Raw genomic sequence first — 24,441 nt, 5'->3', positions numbered from 1 at the left:
TTCACTCCGACCCGGTCGGGCTAGAGGCCGATGGCCGCGCGCAGCTTGTCCGCGCGGTCGGTGTGCTCCCACGGCAGGTCGACGTCGGTGCGGCCGAAGTGGCCGTACGCGGCGGTCGGCGCGTAGATCGGGCGCAGCAGGTCCAGGTCGCGGATGATCGCGCCGGGACGCAGGTCGAACACCTCGGTGATCGCGGTGGAGATGCGAGCCGGATCGACCTTTTCGGTGCCGAAGGTCTCGACGAACAAGCCGACTGGGGCGGCCTTGCCGATCGCGTAGGCCACCTGGACCTCGACGCGCTCGGCGAGGTCGGCCGCGACCACGTTCTTCGCGACCCAGCGCATGGCGTACGCGGCCGAACGGTCCACCTTCGACGGGTCCTTGCCGGAGAAGGCGCCGCCGCCGTGGCGGGCCATACCGCCGTAGGTGTCGACGATGATCTTGCGGCCGGTCAAGCCCGCGTCGCCCATCGGACCGCCGAGCACGAACTTGCCGGTCGGGTTGACCAGCAGCCGGATGTCCGAGGTGTCCAGGCTGGGCACTTCCAGTTCGGCGAGCACCGTGTCGACGACCTTCTCGCGGATATCGGGCGCGAGCAGATTGTCCAGGTCGATGTCGGCGGCGTGCTGGGTGGAGATGACGACCGTGTCGAGGCGGACCGGGCGGTCGCCGTCGTACTCGATTGTTACCTGGGTCTTGCCGTCCGGACGCAGGTAAGGCAGCACGCCGGACTTGCGCACCTCGGTCAGCCGGCGCGACAGCCGGTGCGCCAGCGCGATCGGCAGCGGCATCAGTTCCGGGGTGTCCTTGGTGGCGTAACCGAACATCAGCCCCTGGTCGCCGGCGCCCTGCCGTTCGATCTCATCGGCGGCCCCGACGACGCGCGCCTCGTGCGAGGTGTCCACACCCTGCGCGATATCCGGCGACTGCGCGCCGATCGCGATATTCACACCGCAGGAATTCCCGTCGAATCCCTTTGCGGAAGAGTCATATCCGATTTCCAGGACCTTCTCCCGGACAATTCGCGGAATATCGGCGTACGCCGATGTGGTGACCTCACCCGCGACATGCACCTGACCGGTGGTCACGAGAGTTTCCACCGCGACCCGGCTGCGCGGATCGTCCGCAAGCAATGCGTCGAGGATGGAATCGCTGATGGCATCACAGATTTTGTCCGGATGACCTTCGGTCACGGACTCACTGGTGAAAAGGCGGCTGCCGGACGTGCGCACAGTTCTTCCCTCTCCCTCAACGGGTTACTCGTATCGGCTTGCGACAGTAACGCGGTGTCGCCACTGCGCAACCCTTATATCTCAGACTATTCCAAACCACCGACGCGGCGGACCCCTATGCGCAGCCCTCCCAGACAGCTGAACCCACGGTGTCGCGGCGGTGATGCCGATATGACGGCGGCGCGAACACCGGCCGATCAGGTGGCAATCCTGGCAGGCGCACAGCCCAACTCAGCGCAACAACACACTCAGCGCATCGAGTACCCGGCTCGCGAGCAATGCCTTGGAGCCGTGATCGAGCGCCTGCTCGGTGCCGTCCGCGCCGAGCAACCAGCCGTCGTTGGTGTCCACCTCGAACGCCTTGCCCTCGCCGACCGCGTTCACCACCAGCAGGTCACAGCCCTTGCGGGCGAGCTTGGCCCGCGCGTGGGTGAGGACGTCGCCGTGCTCGTCACCGGTCTCGGCGGCGAAGCCGACGATCGCGGTACCGGGCAACTGTCCGTCGCGCCGCGCCTGCACCAGACCGGCGAGGATGTCGACAGTCTTGGTCAGCGGAATGACGTCGGGCTCGCCCGCGCCCTTCTTGATCTTGGCCGCGGCCACGTTGGTCGGCCGGAAATCGGCGACCGCCGCGGCCATGATCACCGCGTCGGCACCGACCGCGTGCTTGTCGACTGCGGTCTTCAGCTGGTCGGCGGTGGTGATGTGCACCAAGTCGACGGCGGCGGGTGCGGCCATCTCGATCGTGTTGCCCGCGATCAGCGTGACGTGGGCGCCGCGCTGGGCCGCGACCCGAGCGAGCGCGTAGCCTTGCTTGCCGGAGCTGCGGTTGCCGAGGAAGCGCACCGGATCGAGCGGTTCCCTGGTGCCGCCCGCCGTGATGACCACCCTGCGGCCCTCCAGGTCACGTGGGATCGCGTCGGTGCGCTCCAAGAGCAGCGACGCGAGGCCGAAGATCTCCTCGGGCTCGGGCAGCCGTCCCGGACCGGTGTCGGTACCGGTGAGCCTGCCCGACGCGGGTTCCATGACGATCGCACCGCGGGCGCGCAGCGTCGCGACGTTCGCGACGGTCGCCGGATGCTCCCACATCTCGGTGTGCATCGCGGGCGCGAACAGGATCGGACATCGAGCCGTCAACAACGTGGCGGTGAGCAGGTCGTCGGCGCGGCCGATCGCGGCACGCGCCATGAGGTCGGCGGTCGCAGGGGCGATGACCACCAGGTCCGCCTCCTGGCCCAGCCGAACGTGCGGGACCTCGGGCACGTCGGCGAACACGCCGGTGTGCACCGGGTTCCCGGAGAGCGCTTCGAAGGTCGCCTTACCGACGAACTGCAGCGCCGACTCGGTGGGGATCACCCGAACCTCGTGTCCGGTCTCGGTGAATCGCCGGACCAGAGAGCATGCCTTGTAGGCGGCGATCCCTCCGGATACGCCGACGACGATCCGTGTGGTCACTACGCCTCCGGGTGGCTGATCCCCGTGTTCGCGGGGAGATCGATGACGCTCACTCGCCTTCGGAGTGCTCGAGCAGATCGGCGTGGATCTCGCGCAGCGCGACCGACAGCGGCTTCTCCTGCAGACCCGGCTCGACCAGCGGGCCGACGTACTCGAGGATGCCGTCGCCGAGCTGGTTGTAGTAGTCGTTGATCTGACGGGCCCGCTTGGCCGCGTAGATGACCAGGGCGTACTTGGACGAGGTGCGCTCGAGCAACTCGTCGATCGGCGGGTTGGTGAGGCCGACCGGCGTGTCGTAGGCGGGCGCGGTCTTGGTGTCCGTACTGCTCACTAGAGGGACTCCTGCTGTCTAGGATGTCGCATGAACGAGGGGCCCTGCATTGGTGACGCAGGCCGCCTGCTCCGGGCCCTGAGTCACTCATGCGCAGGTGGGTATCACGAACTCGAATTCGTGCTAACGAACAACGATACCAACTGCTCACAGGCGCTGGTCACGTCATCGTTCACTATGACGATGTCGAACTCGTCACAGGCTGCCAGCTCGATCCTGGCGGTTTCCAACCGGCGTTCGATCACCTCGGGCGACTCGGTGCCGCGCGAGGTCAGCCGCGCCACCAACTCGTCCCAGCTCGGCGGGGCGAGGAACACCAGGATCCCCTCCGGGATCGCCTGGCGCACCGAGCGGGCGCCTTCCAGATCCACTTCGACGAGCACGGGGAGGCCCTCCGCCAAAGCGGCGCGCACCGGCCCTGCGGGGGTGCCCGAACGCTGCAACCCGCCGTGGATGTCCGCCCACTCGAGCAGTTCGCCCGCCTCGATCATCGCGTCGAACTCCGCGCGGGACACGAAGCGATAGTCGAGGCCGTCGACCTCCCCGGGCCGCGGGGCCCGGGTCGTTGCCGACACGCTGAAGACCAGTTCGGGCAGTCGCTCGCGGACGCAGCGGACCACGGTGGACTTGCCCACGGCCGAGGGGCCGACCAGTACGACCAGCCGACCCTTCCGCGTGTGTTCGATCACCCTCGTCGTCAGGCGTCGAAGTCGAACCGGGCCAGCAGCGCCTTGCGCTGCCGGTCGCCGAGTCCGCGCAGCCGCCGGGTGGGGGCGATCTCCAGCTCGCTCATGATTTCCGCCGCCTTGACCTTGCCCACCTTCGGCAAGGCCTCCAGCAGGGCTGAAACCTTCATCTTGCCGTAGACCTCGTTGGTCTCGGCGTCAGCGAGGACCTGCTTCAGGTTGGTGCCGCCACGCTTCAAGCGCTCCTTGAGCTCCGCCCGAGCGCGGCGAGCGGCAGCCGCCTTCTCCAAAGCAGCGGCGCGCTGCTCGTCAGTCAGCTGGGGAAGGGCCACGGTTCCTCCGTCTCATCGTTCATTGCATCAACTCCTACCGGTAACCCGGCAGTCTCAGCGACCGTACCCACGACGTCCGCCGATTGCGAACCCACCCCCCAGGTCAGCGCATGATTCCTCATGCGGTGGACGCACCTGCGGCGGACCGCGCAGCGGGCCCGCGCCACCGTGTGGATCGTATCTCCGAATCCGCGAAATACCCCGCGAACAGGGCTTTTTCGACAGACCAAATGGTTTGCGGAAGGGTTGCGACACCGGCTCGCATCGATCCAGCAACCCCTCACCCGCCCTACCAGGAACTTTCTCGAAATTTTCCGCGTGTCGCGAGTTTTTTCCGCGTGTCGGGCGTCACACTGGGCCCCCACGGGAACCCGATACGCGGCATTCTGTGCCGCAGATACGGCCTGGACGCCAGTCCAGGCCGACCGGGCGATCGGAGTCCCATCCGGCGCCGAAACGGGCGCAGAAACGCGCACAGACCCCGCTATGGACCACGTGTGTGTGCATCTGCACGCCCCGCCGCCGAAACGACGAAGACCGGCGCGGGGTGCGCCGGTCTTCGTGGTCATCGCTGCAGAAACGCGAACACGTCCTGGAGCGCGCGCACTCTGGCACGCAGTGCCGGGACCGTCGGCCCGTCCCGCAGCACCTCGCGCGAGACATTCGGGACAACGGCTCCCAGCGTCGGCTCGGGAACGAGGTCCCGAATCGTTTCCGGGCCACCGCCCTGGGCGCCGACACCGGGCATGAGAATCGGGCCGTTGAGCGCGGACAAGTCCGGCGCCTGGGTCAGCGTGGCGCCGACCACCACGCCCACCGACCCGAACTCGGCGCCCGCGTTGCGGGCCGCGGCCTCGTCGACCATGGTCTGCGCCACCGTGCGCGCGTCCGCCGTGACCGCCCGCTGCACTTGCTCGCCCTCGGGATTCGACGTGGCCGCGAGCACGAAGATGCCGCGCTGGTTGGCCTCGGCGAGTGTCAAAGCCGGTGCCAGCGAACCGAATCCGAGATACGGCGACACCGTGACCGCGTCCGACCCCAGGGGACCGTCGGCCAGCCAGGTGCGGGCGTAGGCATCCATGGTCGAGCCGATGTCGCCGCGTTTGGCGTCGGCGAGCACCAGCGTCCCCGAGGCACGCAGCACCTCGATGGTCCGCTCCAGCACCGCGATCCCGCCCGAGCCGTAGGCCTCGAAGAAGGCGACCTGCGGTTTGATCAGCGCGACCAAGCCGTCGAATGCCTCCACGCAGATCTCGGCGAACTGTTCGAGTCCTTCCACGTCCTCGGTGAGACCCCAAGACCGCAGCAGTTCCGGGTGCGGGTCGATGCCGACGCACACAGGGCCGAAATGTCGCATCGCGTGCCGCAGCCGGCCGCCGAAGGTCTTCATCTCGCCCGCTCCGTCCAGCCGAAGCTCAGCCACGCAGAGCCCAATGCAGTTCCTGCAGGGAGCGCACGCCGATCCCGCCGTTGATGCTGGCCTCGATGCCCTGCACCGCGGCCGCCGCGCCCTGCACGGTGGTGATGCACGGGATGTTCACTCCGACCGCCGCGCTGCGGATCTCGTAGCCGTCCACGCGAGGACCGGAGTTGCCGTACGGGGTGTTGAACACCATGTCGATCTCGCCGTCGCGGATCTGCTCCACGATGGTCGGCTCCTCGGCCGGGCCTTCCTCGGAGTGCTTGCGCACCCGCTCACACGGAATGCCGTTGCGACGCAACATCTCCGCGGTTCCCTCGGTGGCGAGGATGCGGAAGCCGAGGTCATGGAGGCGCTTCACCGGGAAGACCATCGCGCGCTTGTCCCGGTTCGCGATCGAGACGAACACGGTGCCCTCGGTGGGCAGCGAGCCGTAGGCGGCGGTCTGGCTCTTGGCGAACGCGGTGCCGAAATCGGCGTCGATTCCCATCACCTCGCCGGTGGACTTCATCTCCGGCGACAGCAGCGAATCCACCCCGCTGCCATCGGCGCGCCGGAACCGGTGGAACGGCAGCACGGCCTCCTTGACCGCGACCGGGGCATCCAGCGCCACGTGGCCGCCGTCGCCCTCGCTCGGCAGCATGCCCTCTTGGCGCAGCTCGGCGATGGTGGCGCCGAGCATGATCCGCGCGGCGGCCTTGGCCAGCGGCACCGCGGTCGCCTTGGACACGAACGGAACCGTCCGGCTGGCCCGCGGATTGGCCTCGAGCACGTAGAGCACGTCGTCCTTGAGCGCGTACTGCACGTTCAGCAGGCCTTTGACGCCGATGCCCTTGGCCAGCGCGACCGTGGAGCGGCGCACCGCCTCGATGTCGCTGCGGCCCAGCGTGATCGGCGGCAGCGCGCACGCGGAGTCGCCGGAGTGGATGCCCGCCTCCTCGATGTGCTCCATCACGCCGCCGAGGTAGACCTCCTCGCCGTCGCACAGCGCGTCGACGTCGATCTCGATCGCGTCCTCCAGGAACCGGTCCACCAGAACCGGGTGCTCCGGGCTGAGCGCGGTCGCGCGGGAGATGTAGCCCTCCAGGGACTTCTCGTCGTAGACGATCTCCATGCCCCGCCCGCCGAGCACATAGGACGGGCGCACCAGCACCGGGTAGCCGATGCCCGCGGCGATCTTCTTGGCCTGCGCGAAGGTGGTCGCCGTGCCGTACTTCGGCGCGGGCAGCCCGGCCGTGACCAGCACGTCGCCGAACTCGCCGCGATCCTCGGCCAGGTCGATGGCGGCCGCGCTGGTGCCGACCACCGGCACGCCCGCCTCGGTGAGCCGCTGCGCGAGACCGAGCGGGGTCTGCCCGCCCAGCTGCACGATGACGCCGGCGACGGTGCCCGATTCGCATTCGGCGTGATAGACCTCGAGCACGTCCTCGAAGGTCAGCGGCTCGAAGTAGAGGCGGTCGGCGGTGTCGTAGTCGGTGGAGACGGTCTCGGGGTTGCAGTTGACCATCACCGTCTCGTACCCGGCCTGGGACAGCGTCTGCGCCGCGTGCACGCACGAGTAGTCGAATTCGATACCTTGGCCGATCCGGTTCGGACCGGACCCGAGGATGATCACCTTCTCCCGTTCGCGCTGCGGCGCGACCTCGGACTCGGCCGCCGGGTCGAGCTCGTATGCCGAGTAGTGATACGGGGTCTTGGCGTCGAACTCGGCGGCGCAGGTATCGACGGTCTTGAAGACCGGGCGGATCCCGAGCCGGTGCCGCAGCGCGCGCACGCCGCTCTCCCCCGCCAGCTCCGGGCGCAGCGCGGCCAGCTGCCGATCGGACAGGCCGTAGTGCTTGGCCCGGCGCAGCAGCGGCTCGTCCAGCACGGGCGCATCGACGACCTCCTGGCGCAGCTCGACCAGACCGGCGACTTCCGCGACGAACCACGGGTCGATGCCGGAGGCGGCGGCGACGGCCTCGATGCTCGCGCCCAGGCGCAGCGCCCGCTCGACCTGGTAGATGCGGCCCTCGGTCGGGGTGCGCAGATCCTCCAGGATCGCTTCGACGTCGGTCCACGCACCGTCGTCCTGGGTCCAGAAACCGGTGGCCTTGGTCTCCAGCGAACGCAGCACCTTGCCCAGTGCCTCGGCGAAGTTGCGGCCGAGCGACATCGCCTCGCCCACCGATTTCATGGTGGTGGTCAGCGTGGCGTCGGCGCCGGGGAACTTCTCGAACGCGAACCGCGGCGCCTTGACGACGACGTAGTCCAGGGTCGGCTCGAAGCAGGCCGGGGTTTCCTTGGTGATGTCGTTGACGATCTCATCGAGCGTGTAGCCGATGGCCAGCTTCGCGGCGATCTTCGCGATCGGGAAGCCGGTCGCCTTGGACGCCAGCGCGGACGAACGCGAGACGCGGGGGTTCATCTCGATGACGATCAGGCGGCCGTCGCGCGGATCCACCGCGAACTGGATATTGCAGCCGCCGGTGTCGACGCCGACCTCGCGCAGGATGGCGATGCCGAGGTCGCGCAGCTTCTGGTATTCGCGGTCGGTGAGCGTCATGGCCGGGGCGACGGTGACCGAGTCGCCGGTGTGCACACCCATCGGATCGACGTTCTCGATCGAGCAGACCACCACGACATTGTCGCGGCCGTCGCGCATCAGCTCGAGCTCGTATTCCTTCCAGCCGAGGATGGACTCCTCGATGAGCACGTTCGCCGTGGGCGAGGCGGCCAGGCCGCCGCCCGCGATGCGGTCGAGGTCCTCCTGGTTGTAGGCCATGCCGGAGCCGAGACCGCCCATGGTGAACGACGGGCGCACCACCACGGGGAAGCCGAGTTCGGCCACCGTGTCGCGGACCTCGTCCATGGTGAAGCAGACCCGCGAGCGCGCGCTCTCCCCGCCCACCTTGGCCACGATGTCCTTGAACTTCTGCCGGTCCTCACCGCGCTGGATGGCGTCGAAGTCGGCGCCGATCAGCTCCACTCCGTACTTCGCCAGCACACCGCGCTCGTGCAGCGCGACCGCGGTGTTCAGCGCGGTCTGCCCGCCGAGGGTGGCCAGGATGGCGTCGGGACGCTCCTTCTCGATCACCTTCTCGACGAACTCCGGCGTGATCGGCTCGACATAGGTCGAGTCGGCGAACTCCGGGTCGGTCATGATCGTCGCCGGGTTCGAGTTGACCAGCGACACCCGCAGGCCCTCGGCCCGCAGCACCCGGCACGCCTGCGTGCCGGAGTAGTCGAATTCGCACGCCTGGCCGATGACGATCGGGCCAGAACCGATCACCAGGATGTGCTCGAGATCCTCGCGGCGAGGCATCAGGCTCCTTCCATGAGACCGGCGAAACGGTCGAACAGATATGCGGCGTCGTGGGGTCCGGCGGCGGCCTCCGGGTGGTACTGCACGGAGAAGGCGCGGCCGTCGACCAACCGGACGCCTTCGACCGTGCCGTCGTTGGCGCACACGTGACTCACCTCGGCCGTGCCGAAGGGGGTGTCGAACCGCTCGCCCCGCTCGCCTTCCAGCGCGAACCCATGGTTCTGCGCGGTGATCGAGATCCGGCCGGTCTCGTGCTCGACCACCGGGATGTTGATACCGCGGTGGCCGAACTTCATCTTGTAGGTATCGCGGCCGAGCGCGCGACCGAGGATCTGGTTACCGAAGCAGATGCCGAACAGCGGCAGGCCCTTCGCCAGCACGCCCCGGGTCAGCTCGACCGCGCCGTCGGCGGTGGCCGGGTCGCCGGGGCCGTTGGACAGGAACACTCCGTCGGGCTTCAACTCGAGGATCTGGTCGAGTGTCGTAGTCGAGGACACCACGTGCACCCGCATGCCGCGCTGTGCGAACATGCGCGGGGTGTTGGTCTTGATGCCCAGGTCGACCGCGACGACGGTGCGCCGGTGCTCGCCGTCCGGCTCGATCGTGTAGATCGCGTCCGTGCTCACTTCGCCCGCCAGGTCGGCACCGAGCATCGACGGCTGGCCGTTGACCCTGGCCACCAGCTCGTCGGCGGCGGCGAGCGCGGCACCGGAGAAGATGCCCGCCTTCATCGAGCCGCGGGTGCGCAGGTGGCGCACCAGCGCGCGGGTGTCGATGCCCGCGATGCCGACGATCCGCTGGCGCTCGAGTTCGTCGGGCAGGGTCGTCCTCGCGCGCCAGTTGGACGCGCGCCGCGCCGGGTCGCGCACGGCGTACCCGGCGACCCAGATCTTCGCGGACTCGTCGTCCTCGTCGTTCCAGCCGGTATTGCCGATCTGCGGCGCGGCGGCCACCACGATCTGGCGGTGGTAGGACGGATCGGTGAGGGTCTCCTGATACCCGGTCATCGCGGTGCAGAACACCGCCTCACCGAGTGTCTGGCCCACGGCGCCGTAGGCCCGGCCGCGGAACACCCGGCCGTCCTCCAGCACGAGTGCTGCGCTGGTTCCGCCCGTGTCTCGTGTCATCCCTCGTCATCTCCCGTCATCGTGCCGGTCTGATCCGCCGTCGAAAACCGCCGCCAGGCCGGGTAGACCGACTTGTCGTCGCCACGGAAACCGGTATCGATCTCGGTTCCGGTCGGAAGTTTCCAGCGAATGACCAGCACACCATCTTCTGTCATCACTTTGCCCGCATGGCCGCGTTCGGTGCGCACCGCGGTGATGGATTCCTGCGGAATCCAGATCACCGTCGCGCCGTCGCGTTCGAGCAGAATCCCCCGTTCGAACCGCGTGAGTTCCGCGGTGGCCCGGAAACCCAAGTCGCTCACCGTGATCCGGTCCTGCCAGCTGGGTGCGATGGTGCTGCCCAGATAGAGACCGGTGGTCGGTTCCAGGACCTGCGCACCGAGTTCGGCGGGCACGGCGGGCAGGACGCCGATGCGCTCCACCTGCCGCGCGGCACGGTTGCGCCAGCCTCGGTACATCAGCCACAGGCACAGCACGAACAGGACGAGCAGCCCGACAACCCAGAGCGTTCTTTCCACCTACGGACCTCCTGTACTGGATGTGCGGCGCTCCCGGAGCCCTACGTGGTCACGCTCCGCGACCGCCTCCGGGCTCGTCGCCCGCGCCGCGGTACCGGATGTGCGGCGCTCGCTCATCTACGCCTCCGCACGGCTGCGCACCGCCTTGCCGTCGCGGGCGGTGACCCGGCCGCGCAACAGGGTCGCCGTGACCCGGCCCGGGAAGGTCATCGCCTCGAACGGCGTGTTGTGCGAGATGCTGGCGAGTTCGCTGCCGCGCACCGTCCAGCTCGCGTTCGGGTCGACCAGCGTCAGGTTCGCCGGCTCGCCGACCTCGAGCGGCCTGCCATGGTCGTCGAGGCCGACGATCTGGGCCGGACGCTCGCTCATCACCCGAGCGACACCGCGCCAGTCCAGCAGCCCCGGCTGCACCATGGTCTGCACGATGATCGACAGCGCGGTCTCCAAGCCGAGCATGCCGGGACGGGCGGCGGCGAACTCGCAGCACTTGTCCTGCTCCGCGTGTGGGGCATGGTCGGTGGCGACGCAGTCGATGATCCCTTCGGCCAGTGCCCGCCGGAGCGCGGCGGCGTCGGAGGCTTCGCGCAGCGGCGGGTTGACCTTGTTGACCGCGTCGTAGGTCTCCAACCGCGAATCGTCGAGCAGCAGGTGGTGCGGGGTGACCTCGGCAGTGATCGAGATACCCTGGGATTTCGCCCATTTCACCAACTCCACGGTGCCCGCGGTGGAGGCGTGACAGATGTGCACCCTGGCGCCCGCGTCACGGGCCAGCAGGGCGTCACGCGCCACGATGGACTCCTCGGCCGCGCGCGGCCAGCCCGCCAAGCCGAGCCGAGCGGCCGTCGGTCCCTCGTGCGCGATCGCGCCCTTGGTCAGCCTCGGCTCCTCGGCGTGCTGTGCGATCAGCACGCCGAGCGAGTTCGCGTACTCCAAGGCGCGGCGCATGATCAGCGGGTCGTAAACACAGTGGCCGTCGTCGGAGAACATGCGCACCGCCCCGACACCCGCGGCCATGGTGCCCATCTCGGCGAGCTGTTTGCCGTCGAGCCCGACGGTGACCGCGCCGACCGGGTACACGTCGACCAGGCCGACCTCCCGGCCCCGGCGCCACACGTGGTCGGTGACGACCACCGAGTCGGCGACCGGGTTCGTGTTGGCCATCGCGAACACCGCGGTGTAACCGCCGAGCGCGGCGGCCGCGGAACCGGACTCGATGGTCTCGGTGTCCTCGCGGCCCGGCTCGCGCAGATGGGTGTGCAGGTCGACGAGGCCCGGCAGCAGAATCTGCCCGTGCGCGTCGATGATCTCGCCCCCGACCAAGCCCAGGTCGGTGCTGATCTCGCGGATCTCGCCGTCGGCGACGAGCACGTCGACCGGCTGGCCCTCGCCGTAGGGCAGTACGCCCTTGATCAGGACGGTGGAGTTGTCACTCATGCCACTGCCTCCTGGGTGCCGACGAGCAGGCGGAACAGGACGGCCATCCGCATGTGTACACCGTTGGTGACCTGTTGCAGCACTGCGGCTTTCGGGGAGTCCGCGACCGAGGACGCGATCTCCATGCCGCGCAGCATCGGGCCGGGGTGCAGCACGACGGCGTGGTCGTCCAGCAGGGCCATCCTGCGCTCGGACAGTCCGTAGGTGATCGAGTATTCGCGGGCCGACGGGAAGAACCCGCCGTTCATCCGCTCGGCTTGCACGCGCAGCATCAGCACCGCGTCGGCGCCGATCAGCTCGGCGTCCAAGTGGTGTGAGACACGGGCGGGCCAGGTGTCGACGCCGACCGGCAGTAGCGTGCGCGGGGCGACCAGCACCACCTCGGCGCCGAGAGTCGCCAGCAGGAAGACGTTCGACCGCGCGACTCGGCTGTGCAGGATGTCGCCGACGATGACGACCCGCTTGCCCTCGATGTCGCCGAGCCGCTGCCGCAGGGTCAGCGCGTCCAGCAGCGCCTGGGTCGGGTGTTCGTGCGTACCGTCACCGGCGTTCACGACGGCCGGTCCGGAGACGCGTCCCGCCGAGACCGCCCACTCGTCCATCCATCGGGCGATCTGGTGCGCGGCGCCAGAGGCCGGGTGCCGGACGATCAACGCGTCGGCGCCCGCGGCGTGCAGGGTCAGCGCGGTGTCGCGCAGCGATTCACCTTTGGCGACCGAGGAACTGGTCGCGCTGACGTTGATCACGTCCGCGCTCATCCATTTGCCCGCGACCTCGAACGAGACCCGGGTGCGGGTGGAGTTCTCGTAGAACACCGTCATCACGGTGCGGCCGCGCAGCGTGGGCAGCTTGTGCACCTCGCGGCCGAGCAAGGCTTGTTCGAACCGTTCGGCCTCGTCGAGCAGTTCGGTCGCGGTGGCGCGATCGAGGCCGGCGACGGACAGGAGATGCCTCACGCGCCCGCCTCCTGTTCCTCGCCGTGGTGCAGGTAGACGCCGTCGCGGCCGTCGTGCTCCGCGAGCAGCACCGAGATGTCCTCGGACCGGTTGGTCGGCACGTTCTTGCCGACGTAGTCGGCGCGGATCGGCAGTTCGCGATGACCGCGATCGACGAGCACCGCCAATTGCACGGCGCGCGGACGGCCCAGATCGCGCAGACCGTCGAGAGCGGAACGGACGGTGCGGCCGGAGAACAGGACGTCGTCGACCAAGACGACCAGTGCGTCCTCGATGCCGCCTTCCGGAACGGAGGTGCGCTCCAGCGGCCGGTGCGGGCGGCTGCGCAGGTCGTCGCGATAGAGGGTGATGTCGAGCGAGCCCAGCGCCGGGCGGACCCCGGAGAATTCCTCGATCTTGTCGGTGAGCCGGGCGGCCAGCGTGGTGCCCCGGGTGGGAATGCCGATCAGGACGACGCGCGGCGCGTCCGGATCGCCCGCGTCCAACGCGGTCTTCTCGATGATCTGGTGTGCGATGCGCGCGATGGTCCGCCCGACATCCGAAGCCGACAACAGCTCTCGGCCCGCCGCCACCCACTCCGGGGCATGTCGCTGCGATGTCTCGGCAGCGCCGGACTTGGCGGCCCGTTCTTCGGGCACGGCCATGCCGACCTCCTTCCCCGCCTCGCCGGACGGTCCGTTAAAGGATGTCTTACGGCAAGCAGACTAGCAGCGCCTCCGCCCTCGCTTTCACCAGCCATATCGGGCTGTGAGCTGGGCCACGGCTCCTCGCGCGCGGCAGCCGTGCCACCGGTTCGCGCACCGCGAGCAGCCGCGGTCCGGATCGTGCACTAATCGACGACTTCGACCGAAAACCGCTAGCACATATGTTCGATCAGCAGTACGCTCGGCGACATGTCCACACCGCTGCAGGGGTCGCTGCTCGACGGGTTCGGTGAGACCGAATTCGGCTCGCTGCGCGATATCCGCCGTACCGCGCTCGACCGTGGTGCCTGGGTGGATCTGTTGCCCGGATGGCTGTCCGGCGCGGCCGCGCTGTTCGACCGGCTGGCCGAGTCCGTGCCGTGGAAGGCCGAACGCAGGCCGATGTACGACCGGGTGGTCGACGTGCCCCGGCTGCTGAAGTTCTACGAGGAGCACGAACCCCTGCCGGATCCCGCCCTGGCCGACGCGCGCACCGCCTTGTCCGAGCACTACCGGCGCGAACTCGGCGAGCCGTTCCGCACGGCCGGACTGTGCTACTACCGGGATGGGCGCGACAGCGTCGCCTGGCACGGCGACACCTTCGGCCGCGGCGCGACGCACGACACCATGGTCGCGATCGTGTCGATCGGGGCGCCGAGAGCGCTGCTACTGCGTCCGCGCGGCGGCGGGCCGAGCCTGAAATACGTTGTGGGACATGGCGATCTGCTAATCATGGGCGGCTCCTGCCAGCGCACCTGGGAGCACGCGGTGCCGAAGACGCGCAAACCCACCGGCCCGCGGATCAGCATCCAGTTCCGTCCGCGCGGCGTGCGGTGACCTACCGGCCTGCTGTGCGCCGCCCGACAACGCGACACACTTGACCTGAACCGTCCTCGAGGTTGAAAGCTCGTCCGCATGAGCACAACAGCATTCACGCCGCCCTTGGTCGAGGACACGACGGTCGACCACACCGCGGACATCGCCGCGATCCGTCAGATCGTCGCCAACGCCGAGACCGCGTTCAATACCAACGATGCCGATCTGTTGACCGGTGACTTCACCGCCAACGCGGCTGTCGTCAACGCGGCGGGAATGTTGATCACCGGATTCGACGCGCTGCTCGACGCGAACCGCCGTGGTCTCGCCGGGTTCCTGAAAGACCAGTACGCGCGCTACGAAGTCGCCGACATCACGTTCCTGCGCCCCGACGTCGCGATCGCTCACAAGCGTGCGTGGGCGACCGCGGCCGACGGAGCACTCCTCGACAACGACCACGCCATGATCGCGCTCTACGTTCTGGTCAAGCAGGGCGAGCGCTGGTATACGGCGGCCAGGCAGAACACCTTGGTACCCGAGGACGAGTGATCGACCCACGGCACACGAACCCGCGGAGGCGCCGCTCAGCTCGCAACCGCGCACTGGGCGGCGCCCACGCGGATCGGTCCCGCGTCATGGCGTATTCGGCAGCGAGTGCGAACGGACCGTTTTCACTTGTCACCTGATCCCATTAACCTGGCACTATGAGCAATCCAGGGGCGGGGGTCTTGGCCGTGATGCCGCTGCACACGATCAGCGAGGTCTACGGCGAGGGTGGACTGCGCGAACGACTCTTGCTGGAAATCGCCGAGCTGCCCGACACACCGCGGCTCGCCGCGGCGCTCGATCTCGCGGCGGACCTGCATCGCGACGATCGTTATGGGCGCGAGCCATACCTCAGTCATCTACTGCGTGTGGCGATTCGGATCATCAGCTACTACGAGGTCACCGACCCCGACGTGGTCGTCGCCGGCCTGCTGCACGACTCGGTGGAGGATCATGCGGCGGAGCTGGCCGCCGACCGTCCCGGCCCGGCAATGGACGCCGCGCTGGGCGCGCTCACCGATAGGTTCGGGGAGCGAGTGGCCGACCTGGTGGCCGCCGTGACCAATCCGGAACCCGACCCGGCGCGCGACCGACAGACCCAGTATCGCGAGCACGTCGCGACCAACCTGGACCGCGATCCCTGGGCCCGTGTCATCAAACTTTCCGACTTCACCGACAACGGCGTCGGCATCCTCTACGCCACCGGTCCCGCAATGCCCAGGCTCGCCGCGAAATATCGCCCGCTCACCGCGGTGTATCGCGACCTGGTCACCCGGCCGGACACGCCTCTGGCCGACCACGTCCGGCAGCACATCCTCGCCCAGCTCGATCGCGCGGACGAGCGCTTCGACGCCATTCTCGCGCACGACTGATCGCCGCTCCCGCCCGCTGCGCAGGAAAGCTGCTCATCGGCGCAGCGGAAGATCGTGCGGCACAGGCGAATCGAACAGTTCGCCACACTGCCGGCAGCGGGGCTGCCCATGGTCGCGTTCCTTGCTGCTGTTCATCTGACACGGCGTGATCAACACGCCGATCGCGACACCGGGCGCCCTCGGGTGAGCGCTCACGTACCGCGCAGCACCGACTCGACCAACTCGCGGACCGCGGCCAGCAGCCGATCGGTCTCGCCCGCGCGGACCATGCGTGGCACCAGCTCGCCACTGAGTGCGCCGAGCAGCAGACGGCCCACCACGTCCGCGTCCAGGTCGGGCCGGGCTTCGCGTAGCAGCGTCGTGATGTGGTCGTCCCAGAACGCGTGGAACTCCGCGGTCCGCGGATGCGGCGGCACGGTCCGATAGGCGACCATCAGCTCGGAATTGTCGATCACCAGCCGCGTCATCGCGTCGAAGTAGGCGATCAGGCGAGCGCCCGCGGGCGCGCCGGGCCCCAGCGGCGGCAGGCCGCTGGTGATCGCGTTCATGAGCGTGAGTGCGCTCTCGGCGATCATTTCGTGCAACAGCCCGGCCCGGTTGCCGAAACGATGGAAGATCGTGCCCTTCCCCACCCCGGCGGCGGCTGCCACGCGGTCCATGGTGATCGCCTCGGCGCCGTGCTCGGCGAGCAGAGCGGCGGTGGCGTCCAGGATCGCACGCCGGTTGCGGGCCGCATCCGCCCGTTCCTTCGGCCGTTCGTCGCCCATCGGACCCACTTTCCTGGACAACTTGACCGGCGGTCCATATCCTCGGAGAGGCAACTGGACCGACAGTCAAGTTATGGAGTTCGTAATGCAGGCAATCGTAATGACGGACATCGGAGGCCCGGAGGTGCTGGTCGCCAGGGAGGTGCCCGCACCACAGGCGGGCCCGGACGAGGTGGTGATCCGTGCCGAGGCGATCCCCGTGCTCTACCCGGAGACCAAATTGCGCTCCGGGGACTTTCCACTGGGCGCGCCGCCACCACTGATCTTCGGTTTTCAGGCGGCAGCCGTCGTCGCCGAGGTCGGCAGGCAGGTCGATCCCGCGCTGATCGGGCAGCGCGTGGTCGTGGCTACCAAGGGTTTCGGCGCCTACGCCGAATTCGTCGCCGCCCCAGCGGATTCGGTGGTGTTCATTCCGGACGGGCTGTCGTCGGTAGACGCGGCGGCCGTACTGATGAACGGATCGGTGGCGATTCCGCTCCTGGAAACCGCCACGCTGACCGGAGGTGAGACCGTCCTCATCCAGGCCGCCGCCACGGGCATCGGTAGCAGCCTGACCCAGCTCGCCAAGGAATACGGCGCGGCCCGCGTCGTCGCGACCGCCGGCGGTCCGGAAAAGGCGGCGCAGGCACGCAATCTGGGCGCCGACGAGGTGATCGACCACAACGACCCGACGTGGACCATGCGGTTGCGCGAAACCCTCGGCGGCGCAACCGTGGACGTGGTCTTCGATGCGATCGGCGGCGCGACCGCCGCCGAACTGCTCGATCTCATGACTCCCCTGCGCGGCCGGATGCTGGGCTATGGCTGGCTGTCCGGCGCACCCGCGCAGGTCTCGGCGAGTGATCTGATCATGCGCGGGCTCACCTTCACCGGCTGCGCCGGACCCGACTGGCTGGACCGGGTTGCCAAGGCGGGCAGCGCCGTTCTGGCCCGCGCCGCCGCGGGCGGGCTGGATCCGCTGGTCGAGGCGGTGCTGCCGCTGGACCAGGCAAGCCGCGCACATCGGCTGCTGGAGGATCGGACGCCGCTGGGCAAGATCGTGTTGCGGCCGGCGCCCGGCGTGTCGTAGGCACGAGGCGACGCCGACGCCGCCGCGGATAGTGTGGGGTCGTGCGGACTTCTCTGGAACTCCATGTCGGGGCCGCGAACGCGCTCACCGCTCGATGGTGCGCGGAGGTGAGCCAGCGGGACTTCGTCGTGTCCGGGGCGGGGGTGTGGCCGTTGCTGGCCCTGCTCGCTTCCGCGGCGGAGGGTTCAGCACGGGACGAACTCGCGGCGGCGATCGGAGTGCCCGGGGCGAACGGGCAGGACGCAGGGTTGCGGCTGCTGCGCGACATCGAAGGCGCGGAGGCGGTATCAGCCGCGCTCGGGGTGTGGGTGCGCCACGATCTTCCGCTGCACGAGGAGTGGTCGGGGCGACTGCCCGCGGGCGTCCTCGCGCGATTGGCCGGGCAGGCCGAACTCGACGGCTGGGCGGCCCGGCACACCGACGGGCTCATCGAGCGATTCCCCCTCTCGGTGAATCCCGACACGCTGATGGTGCTCGCCACCGCGCTTGTCGCGAAGACCCGGTGGCGCGTGCCATTCGAGGTCGGGATGCTGGCCCCGAAAGACGGCCCGTGGCAGGGACATCGCGGGCCCGGGTTGTCCCGGACGAGCACCGGCCTCACGAACGCGGCGATTCTGGACGCCCCGCAACCGGTTACCCGAGTCATCGTCGAAGGGGCCGCCGATCTCGACGTCCACCTCCTCCTCGGCCCGAGCGCGCCCGGCACCGTACTCGGAACGGGTTTGGCGGCCCTGTCCGACGCGGTGCCGATCCGTACCGGCCTGCCGGTCGGGACCGAAGGGCCGGGGCTCACCGTGCGCACCGAGGAGGTCCCGGCCAACGCCGACCAGCTGCGACTTCGGCTGCCACCTTTCGAGGTGCGATCCACCCACGATCTGCTCGCCGGGCCCGGATTGTTCGGCCTGACCGCCGCGACCGACTGCACCAGTGGTCATTTCCCCGCGATCTCCCCCGTGCCGCTGTGCGTCGGCCAAGGAGCCCAAGAGGTTCTGGCCCGGTTCAGCCACGATGGTTTCGAAGCCGCCGCGGTGACCGCGTTCGGCTTACGCGCGGCGAGCGCGGCACTGCGGAACTACCAGGCGACCGTCATGTCGGTAACGTTCGACCGGCCCTTCGGATTCCTCGCCGTACACCGCCCGACGGGATTGGCAGTCGTCGCGGGCTGGATTGCCACCCCACCCACCTCACCTCCCGCCGGCTCGGCGTAACTCCTCCGACAGACGAGCTGAAGGCGCTGCACCTCACACACAGCGCGCGAAGTGTGGTGCGTGTTCGGGTCGCACGCCGCGGGCGATCAGGAACGGTGGGACGCTGCGCAGCACCGGAATTCGGCGCAGGATGCGCACCGGCAAGGGTGCGCGAGGGGAACCGGCGATATCGATGCGCCCCTCGAGGGCCGGGGTGATGGCCCAGGTGTGCAGGAACCGTTGCACCGCCTGGGTCACCACGGTCGGGAACCTCCGCCGTCGCTGCACCTTCGCCAGCTCCCTGGTTCCCACGGTTCCCGAGAGCAGCGGCGCGGCAAGAATTCTCGCCGCGGCAACGGCATCCTGCACCGCCAGATTGATGCCGACGCCGCCGGCCGGGGACATGGCATGGGCGGCGTCGCCGAGGCAGAGCAGGCCGTTGGTGTACCACTTGGTCAGGCGGTCGAGCTTCACATCCAGCAGTTTCACCTCGTCCCAGCTGGTCAAGGCGTCGAGGCGGTCGCGAAGCCACGGGGCGGCATCGGCCAGGGTGCGCATGATGTCCTCGACCGGCCCGCGGCGGGCGGACTCGTCGGCGCCCTTGGCGATCAGGGTCGCGCACTGCCAGTAGTCGCCGCGGTCGAGCAGGACCGCCACTCGCCGGGCGGTGACGATCGGCAGCGCGCCCGCGGGATCGATCTCGTTGCGCGGCAGACGAAACCACCACACGTCCATCGGCGTCGACCACTTGCGGGTCGGCAGTCCCGCCGCCGACCGCAGCAGTGAACCACGGCCGTCGCAGGCCACGGTGAGGTCGGCCTCGATCGCGCCGGTCGCGCCGTCCAGGGTCCGGTAGGCGACACCGCCGACCCTTCCGTCGATCCAGATCAGGTCGGTGGCCTCGGTGTTCATCCGGAGCCGGAAGGTCGGCTCGGCCTCGGCGGCGCGCGCGAGCAGATCCAGCAGATCCCATTGCGGGACCATGGCGATGTATTTGTGCTTGCCCGGCAGATTCTTCAGCGTGACGAGGGTCTGCACGCCGCCCGCGACCGGCAGTTGCACCTGATCCACTTTGCGCGCGGGCAGTTTCGCGAACTCAGCGCCGAGACCCAGTTCGTCGAGCAGGTCGAGGGTGGTGGGATGCACGGTGTCGCCGCGGAAGTCCCGCAGGAAGTCCTTGTGCTTCTCCAGCACCGTGACCTCGACGCCTGCGCGGGCCAGCAGCAGTCCGAGGATCATTCCGGCCGGTCCCCCGCCGACCACCAGGCAGGTCGTGCGCTCCATCGACTGTCCCTTCCTCGGTCGCCGCATCGCCGCAAGGTGTCGCCTGTCTGCGCAAATCCTAGTGCGGGGCGGGCGGCGCCGGACCGGGATCGGCAACGGTCGTCCGGTTCCGCGGCGACCTCAGTCGAGTTTCCCTGCGCAGGACGAAGAAATACGGTTCGGCCAAGCCGCGCAGGTCCATCACGCCGAGCAGGGTGTGCTCGTCGGCGCGCCGGAAGTGATCGATGATCGGGAGATGGTCGTAGATCATCCCGGCACTGGTCACGCCGCGATACTCCACCTCGCGCAGACGCGCGGTCGGGGCGTGGGTTCGCAACGCGGGCCTGAGGATCGGCAGCATCTTGCGCATCGCGCGCACCCCGGACAGCGGAACCCGGCCGGCCAGTGCGAGCGGAACCCGGCGCGGATCGACCGGAAATACCGCACCCCCCGCGGTGAACAGCAGCGGATGCACGCTGTCGGGACCATCGAACTGCTTGCCGTACCACCCGGAGGCTCCGAGCACGCCGTCGAGTGAGTGACCGGTATGCAGTTCTTCGCCGCGCCAACGTCCTGTCGTGATCTCCGCGACCCGTGCCGCGGGCAGGCGGTCGAACAGCGCCAACGCCTCCTCCGCGCTACGGATGTCCGTCACGGTCGGCTCGTTCGCGCCCATATCATCCCTACTTCCGCATCGACGCAACTTTGCGAGAGATACACTATCTTTCTCTCACCAAGGGCGTCCATCGCCCGGCTATCGGCATCCGTCGTCGGTACCGATCTTCGCAGTCGTCCACACTCGGACGCCGCGCCGCGGCTTCCGGGCGTTCAGTAGGCCGCCATCAGATAGATGCCGGTAATGATCATGGCGCACGCTGCGACGCGCTTGGGGCTCACCGCCCGCCGCGGGAAGCCCATCAGTCCGAAGTGGTCGATCGCGAGGGCGCCGAACATCTGCCCGGCGATGATCAGGGCATTGAAGGTGCTGGCTCCGACATCGGAAGCCACGGCGATCATCGCCAGGATGGCCGCCCCGCCGAGTAGCCCGCCGAACGGCGCCCACCGGGGCATGCTCCGGATATCCGCCCTGCTCGGCCACGGCCGGTCGGCGGAAACCACCAGCGACACCACCAAGAAGATCGCGAAACCCGTGAAGGCCACGGCGTAGGAGATCACGCCGCACAACCAGACATTTTTCAGCGCGAGCTTCAGCGAGTTCTGGCAACCGGCCTCGACCGACCGGAGCGCGCCGCCGACGAGGATGAACACGAAGATGAGTGCGGTCGTGACAGGCGGCAGCGCGGTACGGGTTTCGGCGGTTCGAACCGTCATCGAGGATCTCCGGAGGATGCGAAGGGCGGACAGGCAACCGGCAGCAGGGTGTCAGTACTCTGCGGTCAGGTCACGCTGGCGCTGCGCTCGCCCGCCGCGGGTTCCTCAGCCATCAGATAGATCGCGAGCGTGATCAACCCGCATGCCACGAGACGGGGAAGGCTGGCGGACCGCTCCTCGAATCCCATGAGTCCGAAGTGATCCATGATCAGGGCGACCACCATCTCGCCGATGATCACGAGTGCACTGAACGTCGCCACGCCGACGTATCGGGCGACGGCGATCATGCCGATCACCGCCGCTCCGCCCAACAGGCCACCGAACGGCGCCCACCACGGCATGTTCCGCACGTCGTCGAGACTCGGCCACGGCGTCTTCGAGGACAGTGCGAGGAAGACGGAAAATCCGGTCAGCGCAACGGCATACGAGATCACCGCGCAGAGCCACATGTTCCGGATGTGGTTCATCAAGGTGTTCTGGCAGCCTGCTTCGGCCGACCGTAGGCCACCGCCGACCAGGATGAAGAGAAATACCAGTCCAACCATGATGGTCATGGGCCACATCCTTGGCTTGGCGGAATCGCCTCGGACACAACCACTTCGGCTTCTTGAATGGGCCGATCGGCATCCGAGTACACCTGATGACCCAGGCAACGTACCATTATCTAACGGCACGATCAATATAATGACATGATGGCAGCCGATGCCCGAACTGGTCGATTCCTCCCCGCGGAACCCAGCCGCGCGTGCGACGACACAGGCGACCTCCCCCGGATTCCGGCTGAGCATCCCGGACGTGGTCCGGCTGGGGTTGTTGGCGGCCGGTCTGCTGTGCGTGCTCACCGGGCTGCTGCCCCGCGATGAGGCCGCCGCGAACATGCGCCGGATCGGCCCGCTCCTACTGTTTCTCGGCAGCGTCATCGTGCTGGCCGAACTCACCAGGAAGGCCAAGGTCTTCGACGCCATCGCCCATCGCTTCGCGATTCTCGGTCGCGGGCGCTACCCGGCGTTGTTCGGCCTCTGCGTGCTGTTCGCCTCGGCCACCACGATCCTGCTGAATCTCGACACCACGGCCGTGCTGATCACCCCGGTCATGCTGGCACTCGCGGCGCCCGCCCGGATTCCGCCGCTGCCGCTGGCCATGACCACCCTCTGGCTCGCCAACACCGCGAGCCTGCTGCTACCGGTCTCCAACCTCACCAACCTGCTCGCCGCCGATCGGGTGGCACTCACCGCGACCGAATTCGCGGCGCGGATGTGGGCGCCGCAACTGGTTTCGATCGCCGCGACGATGGCGTGCCTCTGGCTGTGGTACTGGCGGCGCGAACGACGGAAAACCGACCGCTATGTGCCACCCGAACCGATCCGCCCGGCGAATTCCCGGGAGCGCGCGCTGTCATCGACCACGGCGGGGGCCTGCCTGCTGTTCATCCTCGCGATTCCCCTTGTCGGTGATCGGATCGGCATCGCAGCCACCCTCGCAGCCGCCATCGCGGTGACGGCGTTCGCCGTCTTCGACCGCAGCGCCTTGCGCCTGTCGCTGGTCCCATGGCGGCTGCTCGTTTTCGTGGTCGGCCTGTTCCTGGTCGTGCCCACTCTGAGCCGATTCGGCCTCGCCGATTCGATGCACGCTTTGATCGGCACCGACTCCGGTGCGTCCGGTGCATTCCGGGCCGCCGCGGCGGGCGCCACCCTCGGCAATCTCGCCAACAACTTGCCGGCCTACACCGCGGGCGAAGCGGTGATTCCCACGCAGAACGGCGACCAGCTTCTCGCACTGCTCATCGGCACCAATATCGGCCCGATCGTCACACCGTGGGGCTCGCTCGCCACGCTGCTGTGCCTGGAGTTCTGCCGTACACACGGCGTGCGCGTCCCTATGCGGCGTTTCGTCGTGACCGGCCTCGTCCTCGCCATCGTCGCCACCGCAGGCGCCGTCGCGGGGCTGTTGGTCACGGGCTAGCCATCGCATGGCTCTTGGCACGCAGTTCGCTGGACGGGTCCAGGATCTCCGAGGCGGGCGGCCCGGCGTGGTACACAGCACGTTCCATGCCCTTGACCTCGAGTGAGGTCAAGGTATGAGGATCGGGCGTGGAACCACCCGGTTCCGGCCGTGCTCCCGCTGGTCATCCGTACACCCACCAGCGGGAGTCACGAGCGCCGAAATACGTTGCGGCACCATAATTCCCGAGCGATGCACTACTCGAAGGACCGACCCCGCGACAGGGGCGGCACGGTCGAGCAGGCCGCTGGAGCCGCCGAGTCCTGCGCTCGTGCGCCGAAATCCGGAGCGCGTCACCGGAGCGTGTGCGACACCACCGAACTCAGCTCGGCGCGGTGATTTCCCACTCGTGGACGGTGAGTTCCGAGGCGCCCGTTGTATGCACGGGATCGGCGAACGCGATTTCCCGTGCGGCGTCGAGGTTTTCGGCGTAGATGACATATGCGCCACCGGTGCCGTCGGTGAAGCGGCCGCTCTCCTGCAGCTGCCCGCGCTCGTGCAGCCACTGCAGGAACTGCCGGTGCGGTTCGATGACGGCGGCGTCGAACCGCGGCGTGCGCATCACCAGGACGAGGTACTTGTTCACGCCTCGGGCTCCCGGCGCGGTGCGCGGGTGGCGGCCGCCGCGGCGCGCACCTGCGGCGCCACCAGGACGACCTGACCGAGCACCCCGTTGACGAAGGACGGAGAGTCGTCGGTGGACAGCTCCTTGGCCAGCTCCACCGCCTCGTCGACGGCGACGACCGGTGGGACGTCGGTCGCGTGGAACAACTCCCACACCGCGATGCGCAGAATCGCCCGATCCACCGCCGGAAGCCGCGACAGGGTCCAGTCCTGCAGGTAGGACTCGATGGTGCCGTCCACCCGGTCGAGGTCGTCGGCGACGCCCTCGACCAGGATGCGGGTATAGGCGTGCACCGGCGCGACCGCCTGGTCGCGGGTGGCCAGCTCGGCGCGCTCGTCGAGCAGGTCGGCGGCGTCTATGTCCCTGGCCTCCGCCTCGAACAACAGATCGACCGCACGGCGGCGGGCCTTGTGCCGCGCGCCGAGCTTCTTGTATGTGGACTTCTTGTCCCCGGGCTGGTCCGCCACGATCACATTATCCCCGGA

The 24,441-nt window shown here is 68.6% G+C and carries 26 protein-coding genes; 6 read left to right on the top strand and 20 right to left on the bottom strand.

Translation table 11 applies throughout. The features are described from left to right. Positions 1 to 20: 20 nt before the first annotated feature. The 12 genes from metK to pyrR form a co-directional block, all read right to left on the bottom strand. Complete coding sequence (metK, locus tag OHA40_RS27855; protein WP_330229810.1) at positions 21 to 1,232, bottom strand: methionine adenosyltransferase; 1,212 nt, start codon at positions 1,230 to 1,232, stop codon at positions 21 to 23. A gap of 231 nt (positions 1,233 to 1,463) precedes the next feature. Beyond that, positions 1,464 to 2,687, bottom strand: coding sequence for a bifunctional phosphopantothenoylcysteine decarboxylase/phosphopantothenate--cysteine ligase CoaBC (gene coaBC, locus OHA40_RS27850; RefSeq protein WP_330229809.1), 1,224 nt, complete (start codon positions 2,685 to 2,687; stop codon positions 1,464 to 1,466). Positions 2,688 to 2,736: 49 nt separating this feature from the next. After that, the gene (rpoZ, locus tag OHA40_RS27845) at positions 2,737 to 3,018 is read right to left on the bottom strand and encodes a DNA-directed RNA polymerase subunit omega (RefSeq protein WP_040780043.1); all 282 of its coding nucleotides are present in this window, start codon (positions 3,016 to 3,018) and stop codon (positions 2,737 to 2,739) included. 104 nt (positions 3,019 to 3,122) lie between these two features. Continuing rightward, entirely contained in the window at positions 3,123 to 3,707 is a 585-nt protein-coding gene (gene gmk, locus OHA40_RS27840) for a guanylate kinase (protein WP_330229808.1), read from the bottom strand. 8 nt (positions 3,708 to 3,715) lie between these two features. Further along, a complete protein-coding gene (gene mihF / locus OHA40_RS27835) occupies positions 3,716 to 4,036 on the bottom strand; it encodes an integration host factor, actinobacterial type (protein WP_330229807.1) in 321 nt (106 codons plus the stop codon). Positions 4,037 to 4,601: 565 nt separating this feature from the next. After that, positions 4,602 to 5,426, bottom strand: coding sequence for an orotidine-5'-phosphate decarboxylase (pyrF, locus tag OHA40_RS27830; RefSeq protein ID WP_330234407.1), 825 nt, complete (start codon positions 5,424 to 5,426; stop codon positions 4,602 to 4,604). A gap of 25 nt (positions 5,427 to 5,451) precedes the next feature. Next, entirely contained in the window at positions 5,452 to 8,760 is a 3,309-nt protein-coding gene (carB, locus tag OHA40_RS27825; RefSeq protein WP_330229806.1) for a carbamoyl-phosphate synthase large subunit, read from the bottom strand. Beyond that, a complete protein-coding gene (carA, locus tag OHA40_RS27820; protein WP_330229805.1) occupies positions 8,760 to 9,887 on the bottom strand; it encodes a glutamine-hydrolyzing carbamoyl-phosphate synthase small subunit in 1,128 nt (375 codons plus the stop codon). Before carA ends, carB begins: the two co-directional genes overlap by 1 nt. Next, entirely contained in the window at positions 9,884 to 10,405 is a 522-nt protein-coding gene (locus tag OHA40_RS27815; protein ID WP_330229804.1) for a PH-like domain-containing protein, read from the bottom strand. The genes carA and OHA40_RS27815 overlap by 4 nt, the downstream gene beginning before the upstream one ends. A gap of 117 nt (positions 10,406 to 10,522) precedes the next feature. Further along, the gene (locus tag OHA40_RS27810; RefSeq protein WP_330229803.1) at positions 10,523 to 11,839 is read right to left on the bottom strand and encodes a dihydroorotase; all 1,317 of its coding nucleotides are present in this window, start codon (positions 11,837 to 11,839) and stop codon (positions 10,523 to 10,525) included. After that, positions 11,836 to 12,795 (bottom strand): aspartate carbamoyltransferase catalytic subunit, encoded by a 960-nt coding sequence (locus tag OHA40_RS27805; protein WP_330229802.1) that lies wholly within the window; start codon positions 12,793 to 12,795, stop codon positions 11,836 to 11,838. Before OHA40_RS27805 ends, OHA40_RS27810 begins: the two co-directional genes overlap by 4 nt. Further along, entirely contained in the window at positions 12,792 to 13,439 is a 648-nt protein-coding gene (pyrR, locus tag OHA40_RS27800) for a bifunctional pyr operon transcriptional regulator/uracil phosphoribosyltransferase PyrR (protein WP_330229801.1), read from the bottom strand. Before pyrR ends, OHA40_RS27805 begins: the two co-directional genes overlap by 4 nt. Before the next feature lie 249 nt (positions 13,440 to 13,688). Between pyrR and OHA40_RS27795 the strand changes: the two genes are divergently transcribed. The 3 genes from OHA40_RS27795 (at position 13,689) to OHA40_RS27785 (ending at position 15,712) form a co-directional block, all read left to right on the top strand. After that, complete coding sequence (locus OHA40_RS27795; RefSeq protein WP_330229800.1) at positions 13,689 to 14,315, top strand: alpha-ketoglutarate-dependent dioxygenase AlkB; 627 nt, start codon at positions 13,689 to 13,691, stop codon at positions 14,313 to 14,315. Positions 14,316 to 14,393: 78 nt separating this feature from the next. Further along, positions 14,394 to 14,843: an SgcJ/EcaC family oxidoreductase gene (locus OHA40_RS27790; protein ID WP_330229799.1), complete on the top strand. Its 450-nt coding sequence runs from the start codon at positions 14,394 to 14,396 to the stop codon at positions 14,841 to 14,843. A 155-nt stretch (positions 14,844 to 14,998) separates the two neighbouring features. Next, positions 14,999 to 15,712, top strand: a complete 714-nt coding sequence (locus tag OHA40_RS27785; protein WP_330229798.1) for an HD domain-containing protein — start codon at positions 14,999 to 15,001, stop codon at positions 15,710 to 15,712. 191 nt (positions 15,713 to 15,903) lie between these two features. Here OHA40_RS27785 and OHA40_RS27780 read toward each other — a convergent pair whose 3' ends face one another. Continuing rightward, a complete protein-coding gene (locus OHA40_RS27780) occupies positions 15,904 to 16,479 on the bottom strand; it encodes a TetR/AcrR family transcriptional regulator (RefSeq protein ID WP_330229797.1) in 576 nt (191 codons plus the stop codon). A gap of 85 nt (positions 16,480 to 16,564) precedes the next feature. On the opposite strand from OHA40_RS27780, the gene OHA40_RS27775 reads away from it, so the two are divergent. Beyond that, complete coding sequence (locus OHA40_RS27775; RefSeq protein ID WP_330229796.1) at positions 16,565 to 17,548, top strand: quinone oxidoreductase family protein; 984 nt, start codon at positions 16,565 to 16,567, stop codon at positions 17,546 to 17,548. A 41-nt stretch (positions 17,549 to 17,589) separates the two neighbouring features. Next, positions 17,590 to 18,756, top strand: a complete 1,167-nt coding sequence (locus OHA40_RS27770; RefSeq protein ID WP_330229795.1) for a serpin family protein — start codon at positions 17,590 to 17,592, stop codon at positions 18,754 to 18,756. A gap of 33 nt (positions 18,757 to 18,789) precedes the next feature. On the opposite strand, the gene OHA40_RS27765 is transcribed toward OHA40_RS27770, so the two are convergent. From OHA40_RS27765 to OHA40_RS27750, 4 genes are all read right to left on the bottom strand, one after another. Next, the gene (locus tag OHA40_RS27765; protein ID WP_330229794.1) at positions 18,790 to 20,019 is read right to left on the bottom strand and encodes an FAD-dependent oxidoreductase; all 1,230 of its coding nucleotides are present in this window, start codon (positions 20,017 to 20,019) and stop codon (positions 18,790 to 18,792) included. Between the two features lie 58 nt (positions 20,020 to 20,077). Further along, complete coding sequence (locus OHA40_RS27760) at positions 20,078 to 20,674, bottom strand: DUF4334 domain-containing protein (RefSeq protein ID WP_330229793.1); 597 nt, start codon at positions 20,672 to 20,674, stop codon at positions 20,078 to 20,080. Positions 20,675 to 20,826: 152 nt separating this feature from the next. Then, positions 20,827 to 21,267 (bottom strand): DMT family transporter, encoded by a 441-nt coding sequence (locus OHA40_RS27755; protein WP_330229792.1) that lies wholly within the window; start codon positions 21,265 to 21,267, stop codon positions 20,827 to 20,829. 128 nt (positions 21,268 to 21,395) lie between these two features. After that, positions 21,396 to 21,884, bottom strand: coding sequence for a DMT family transporter (locus tag OHA40_RS27750; RefSeq protein WP_330229791.1), 489 nt, complete (start codon positions 21,882 to 21,884; stop codon positions 21,396 to 21,398). A 148-nt stretch (positions 21,885 to 22,032) separates the two neighbouring features. On the opposite strand from OHA40_RS27750, the gene OHA40_RS27745 reads away from it, so the two are divergent. After that, entirely contained in the window at positions 22,033 to 23,292 is a 1,260-nt protein-coding gene (locus OHA40_RS27745) for an SLC13 family permease (protein WP_330229790.1), read from the top strand. Here OHA40_RS27745 and OHA40_RS27740 read toward each other — a convergent pair. The 3 genes from OHA40_RS27740 to nusB form a co-directional block, all read right to left on the bottom strand. Further along, the gene (locus OHA40_RS27740) at positions 23,282 to 23,404 is read right to left on the bottom strand and encodes a hypothetical protein (RefSeq protein ID WP_330229789.1); all 123 of its coding nucleotides are present in this window, start codon (positions 23,402 to 23,404) and stop codon (positions 23,282 to 23,284) included. The genes OHA40_RS27745 and OHA40_RS27740 overlap by 11 nt on opposite strands. Positions 23,405 to 23,653: 249 nt before the next feature. Beyond that, the gene (locus OHA40_RS27735; RefSeq protein WP_330229788.1) at positions 23,654 to 23,917 is read right to left on the bottom strand and encodes a YciI family protein; all 264 of its coding nucleotides are present in this window, start codon (positions 23,915 to 23,917) and stop codon (positions 23,654 to 23,656) included. Next, positions 23,914 to 24,423 (bottom strand): transcription antitermination factor NusB, encoded by a 510-nt coding sequence (gene nusB / locus OHA40_RS27730; RefSeq protein ID WP_330229787.1) that lies wholly within the window; start codon positions 24,421 to 24,423, stop codon positions 23,914 to 23,916. Before nusB ends, OHA40_RS27735 begins: the two co-directional genes overlap by 4 nt. Between the last annotated feature and the right edge of the window lie 18 nt (positions 24,424 to 24,441).

Source organism: Nocardia sp. NBC_00508, from assembly GCF_036346875.1.
In the GTDB taxonomy this organism is placed as follows: Bacteria; Actinomycetota; Actinomycetes; order Mycobacteriales; family Mycobacteriaceae; genus Nocardia.
The sequence above is the reverse complement of the archived record's forward strand: the minus strand, read 5'-3'. Positions and strand labels throughout refer to the sequence as shown.

Excerpts from the sequence above, each read along its gene's own strand:
- OHA40_RS27810 (WP_330229803.1), bottom strand. The coding sequence starts at position 11,839 with ATGAGTGACAACTCCACCGTCCTGATCAAGGGCGTACTGCCCTACGGC.
- pyrF (WP_330234407.1), bottom strand. The coding sequence starts at position 5,426 with ATGAAGACCTTCGGCGGCCGGCTGCGGCACGCGATGCGACATTTCGGC.
- carB (WP_330229806.1), bottom strand. The coding sequence starts at position 8,760 with ATGCCTCGCCGCGAGGATCTCGAGCACATCCTGGTGATCGGTTCTGGC.
- OHA40_RS27775 (WP_330229796.1), top strand. The coding sequence starts at position 16,565 with ATGCAGGCAATCGTAATGACGGACATCGGAGGCCCGGAGGTGCTGGTC.
- carA (WP_330229805.1), bottom strand. The coding sequence starts at position 9,887 with ATGACACGAGACACGGGCGGAACCAGCGCAGCACTCGTGCTGGAGGAC.
- OHA40_RS27780 (WP_330229797.1), bottom strand. The coding sequence starts at position 16,479 with ATGGGCGACGAACGGCCGAAGGAACGGGCGGATGCGGCCCGCAACCGG.
- OHA40_RS27750 (WP_330229791.1), bottom strand. The coding sequence starts at position 21,884 with ATGACCATCATGGTTGGACTGGTATTTCTCTTCATCCTGGTCGGCGGT.
- OHA40_RS27765 (WP_330229794.1), bottom strand. The coding sequence starts at position 20,019 with ATGGAGCGCACGACCTGCCTGGTGGTCGGCGGGGGACCGGCCGGAATG.
- OHA40_RS27745 (WP_330229790.1), top strand. The coding sequence starts at position 22,033 with ATGCCCGAACTGGTCGATTCCTCCCCGCGGAACCCAGCCGCGCGTGCG.
- OHA40_RS27790 (WP_330229799.1), top strand. The coding sequence starts at position 14,394 with ATGAGCACAACAGCATTCACGCCGCCCTTGGTCGAGGACACGACGGTC.
- OHA40_RS27785 (WP_330229798.1), top strand. The coding sequence starts at position 14,999 with ATGAGCAATCCAGGGGCGGGGGTCTTGGCCGTGATGCCGCTGCACACG.
- OHA40_RS27760 (WP_330229793.1), bottom strand. The coding sequence starts at position 20,674 with ATGGGCGCGAACGAGCCGACCGTGACGGACATCCGTAGCGCGGAGGAG.
- pyrR (WP_330229801.1), bottom strand. The coding sequence starts at position 13,439 with ATGGCCGTGCCCGAAGAACGGGCCGCCAAGTCCGGCGCTGCCGAGACA.
- OHA40_RS27795 (WP_330229800.1), top strand. The coding sequence starts at position 13,689 with ATGTCCACACCGCTGCAGGGGTCGCTGCTCGACGGGTTCGGTGAGACC.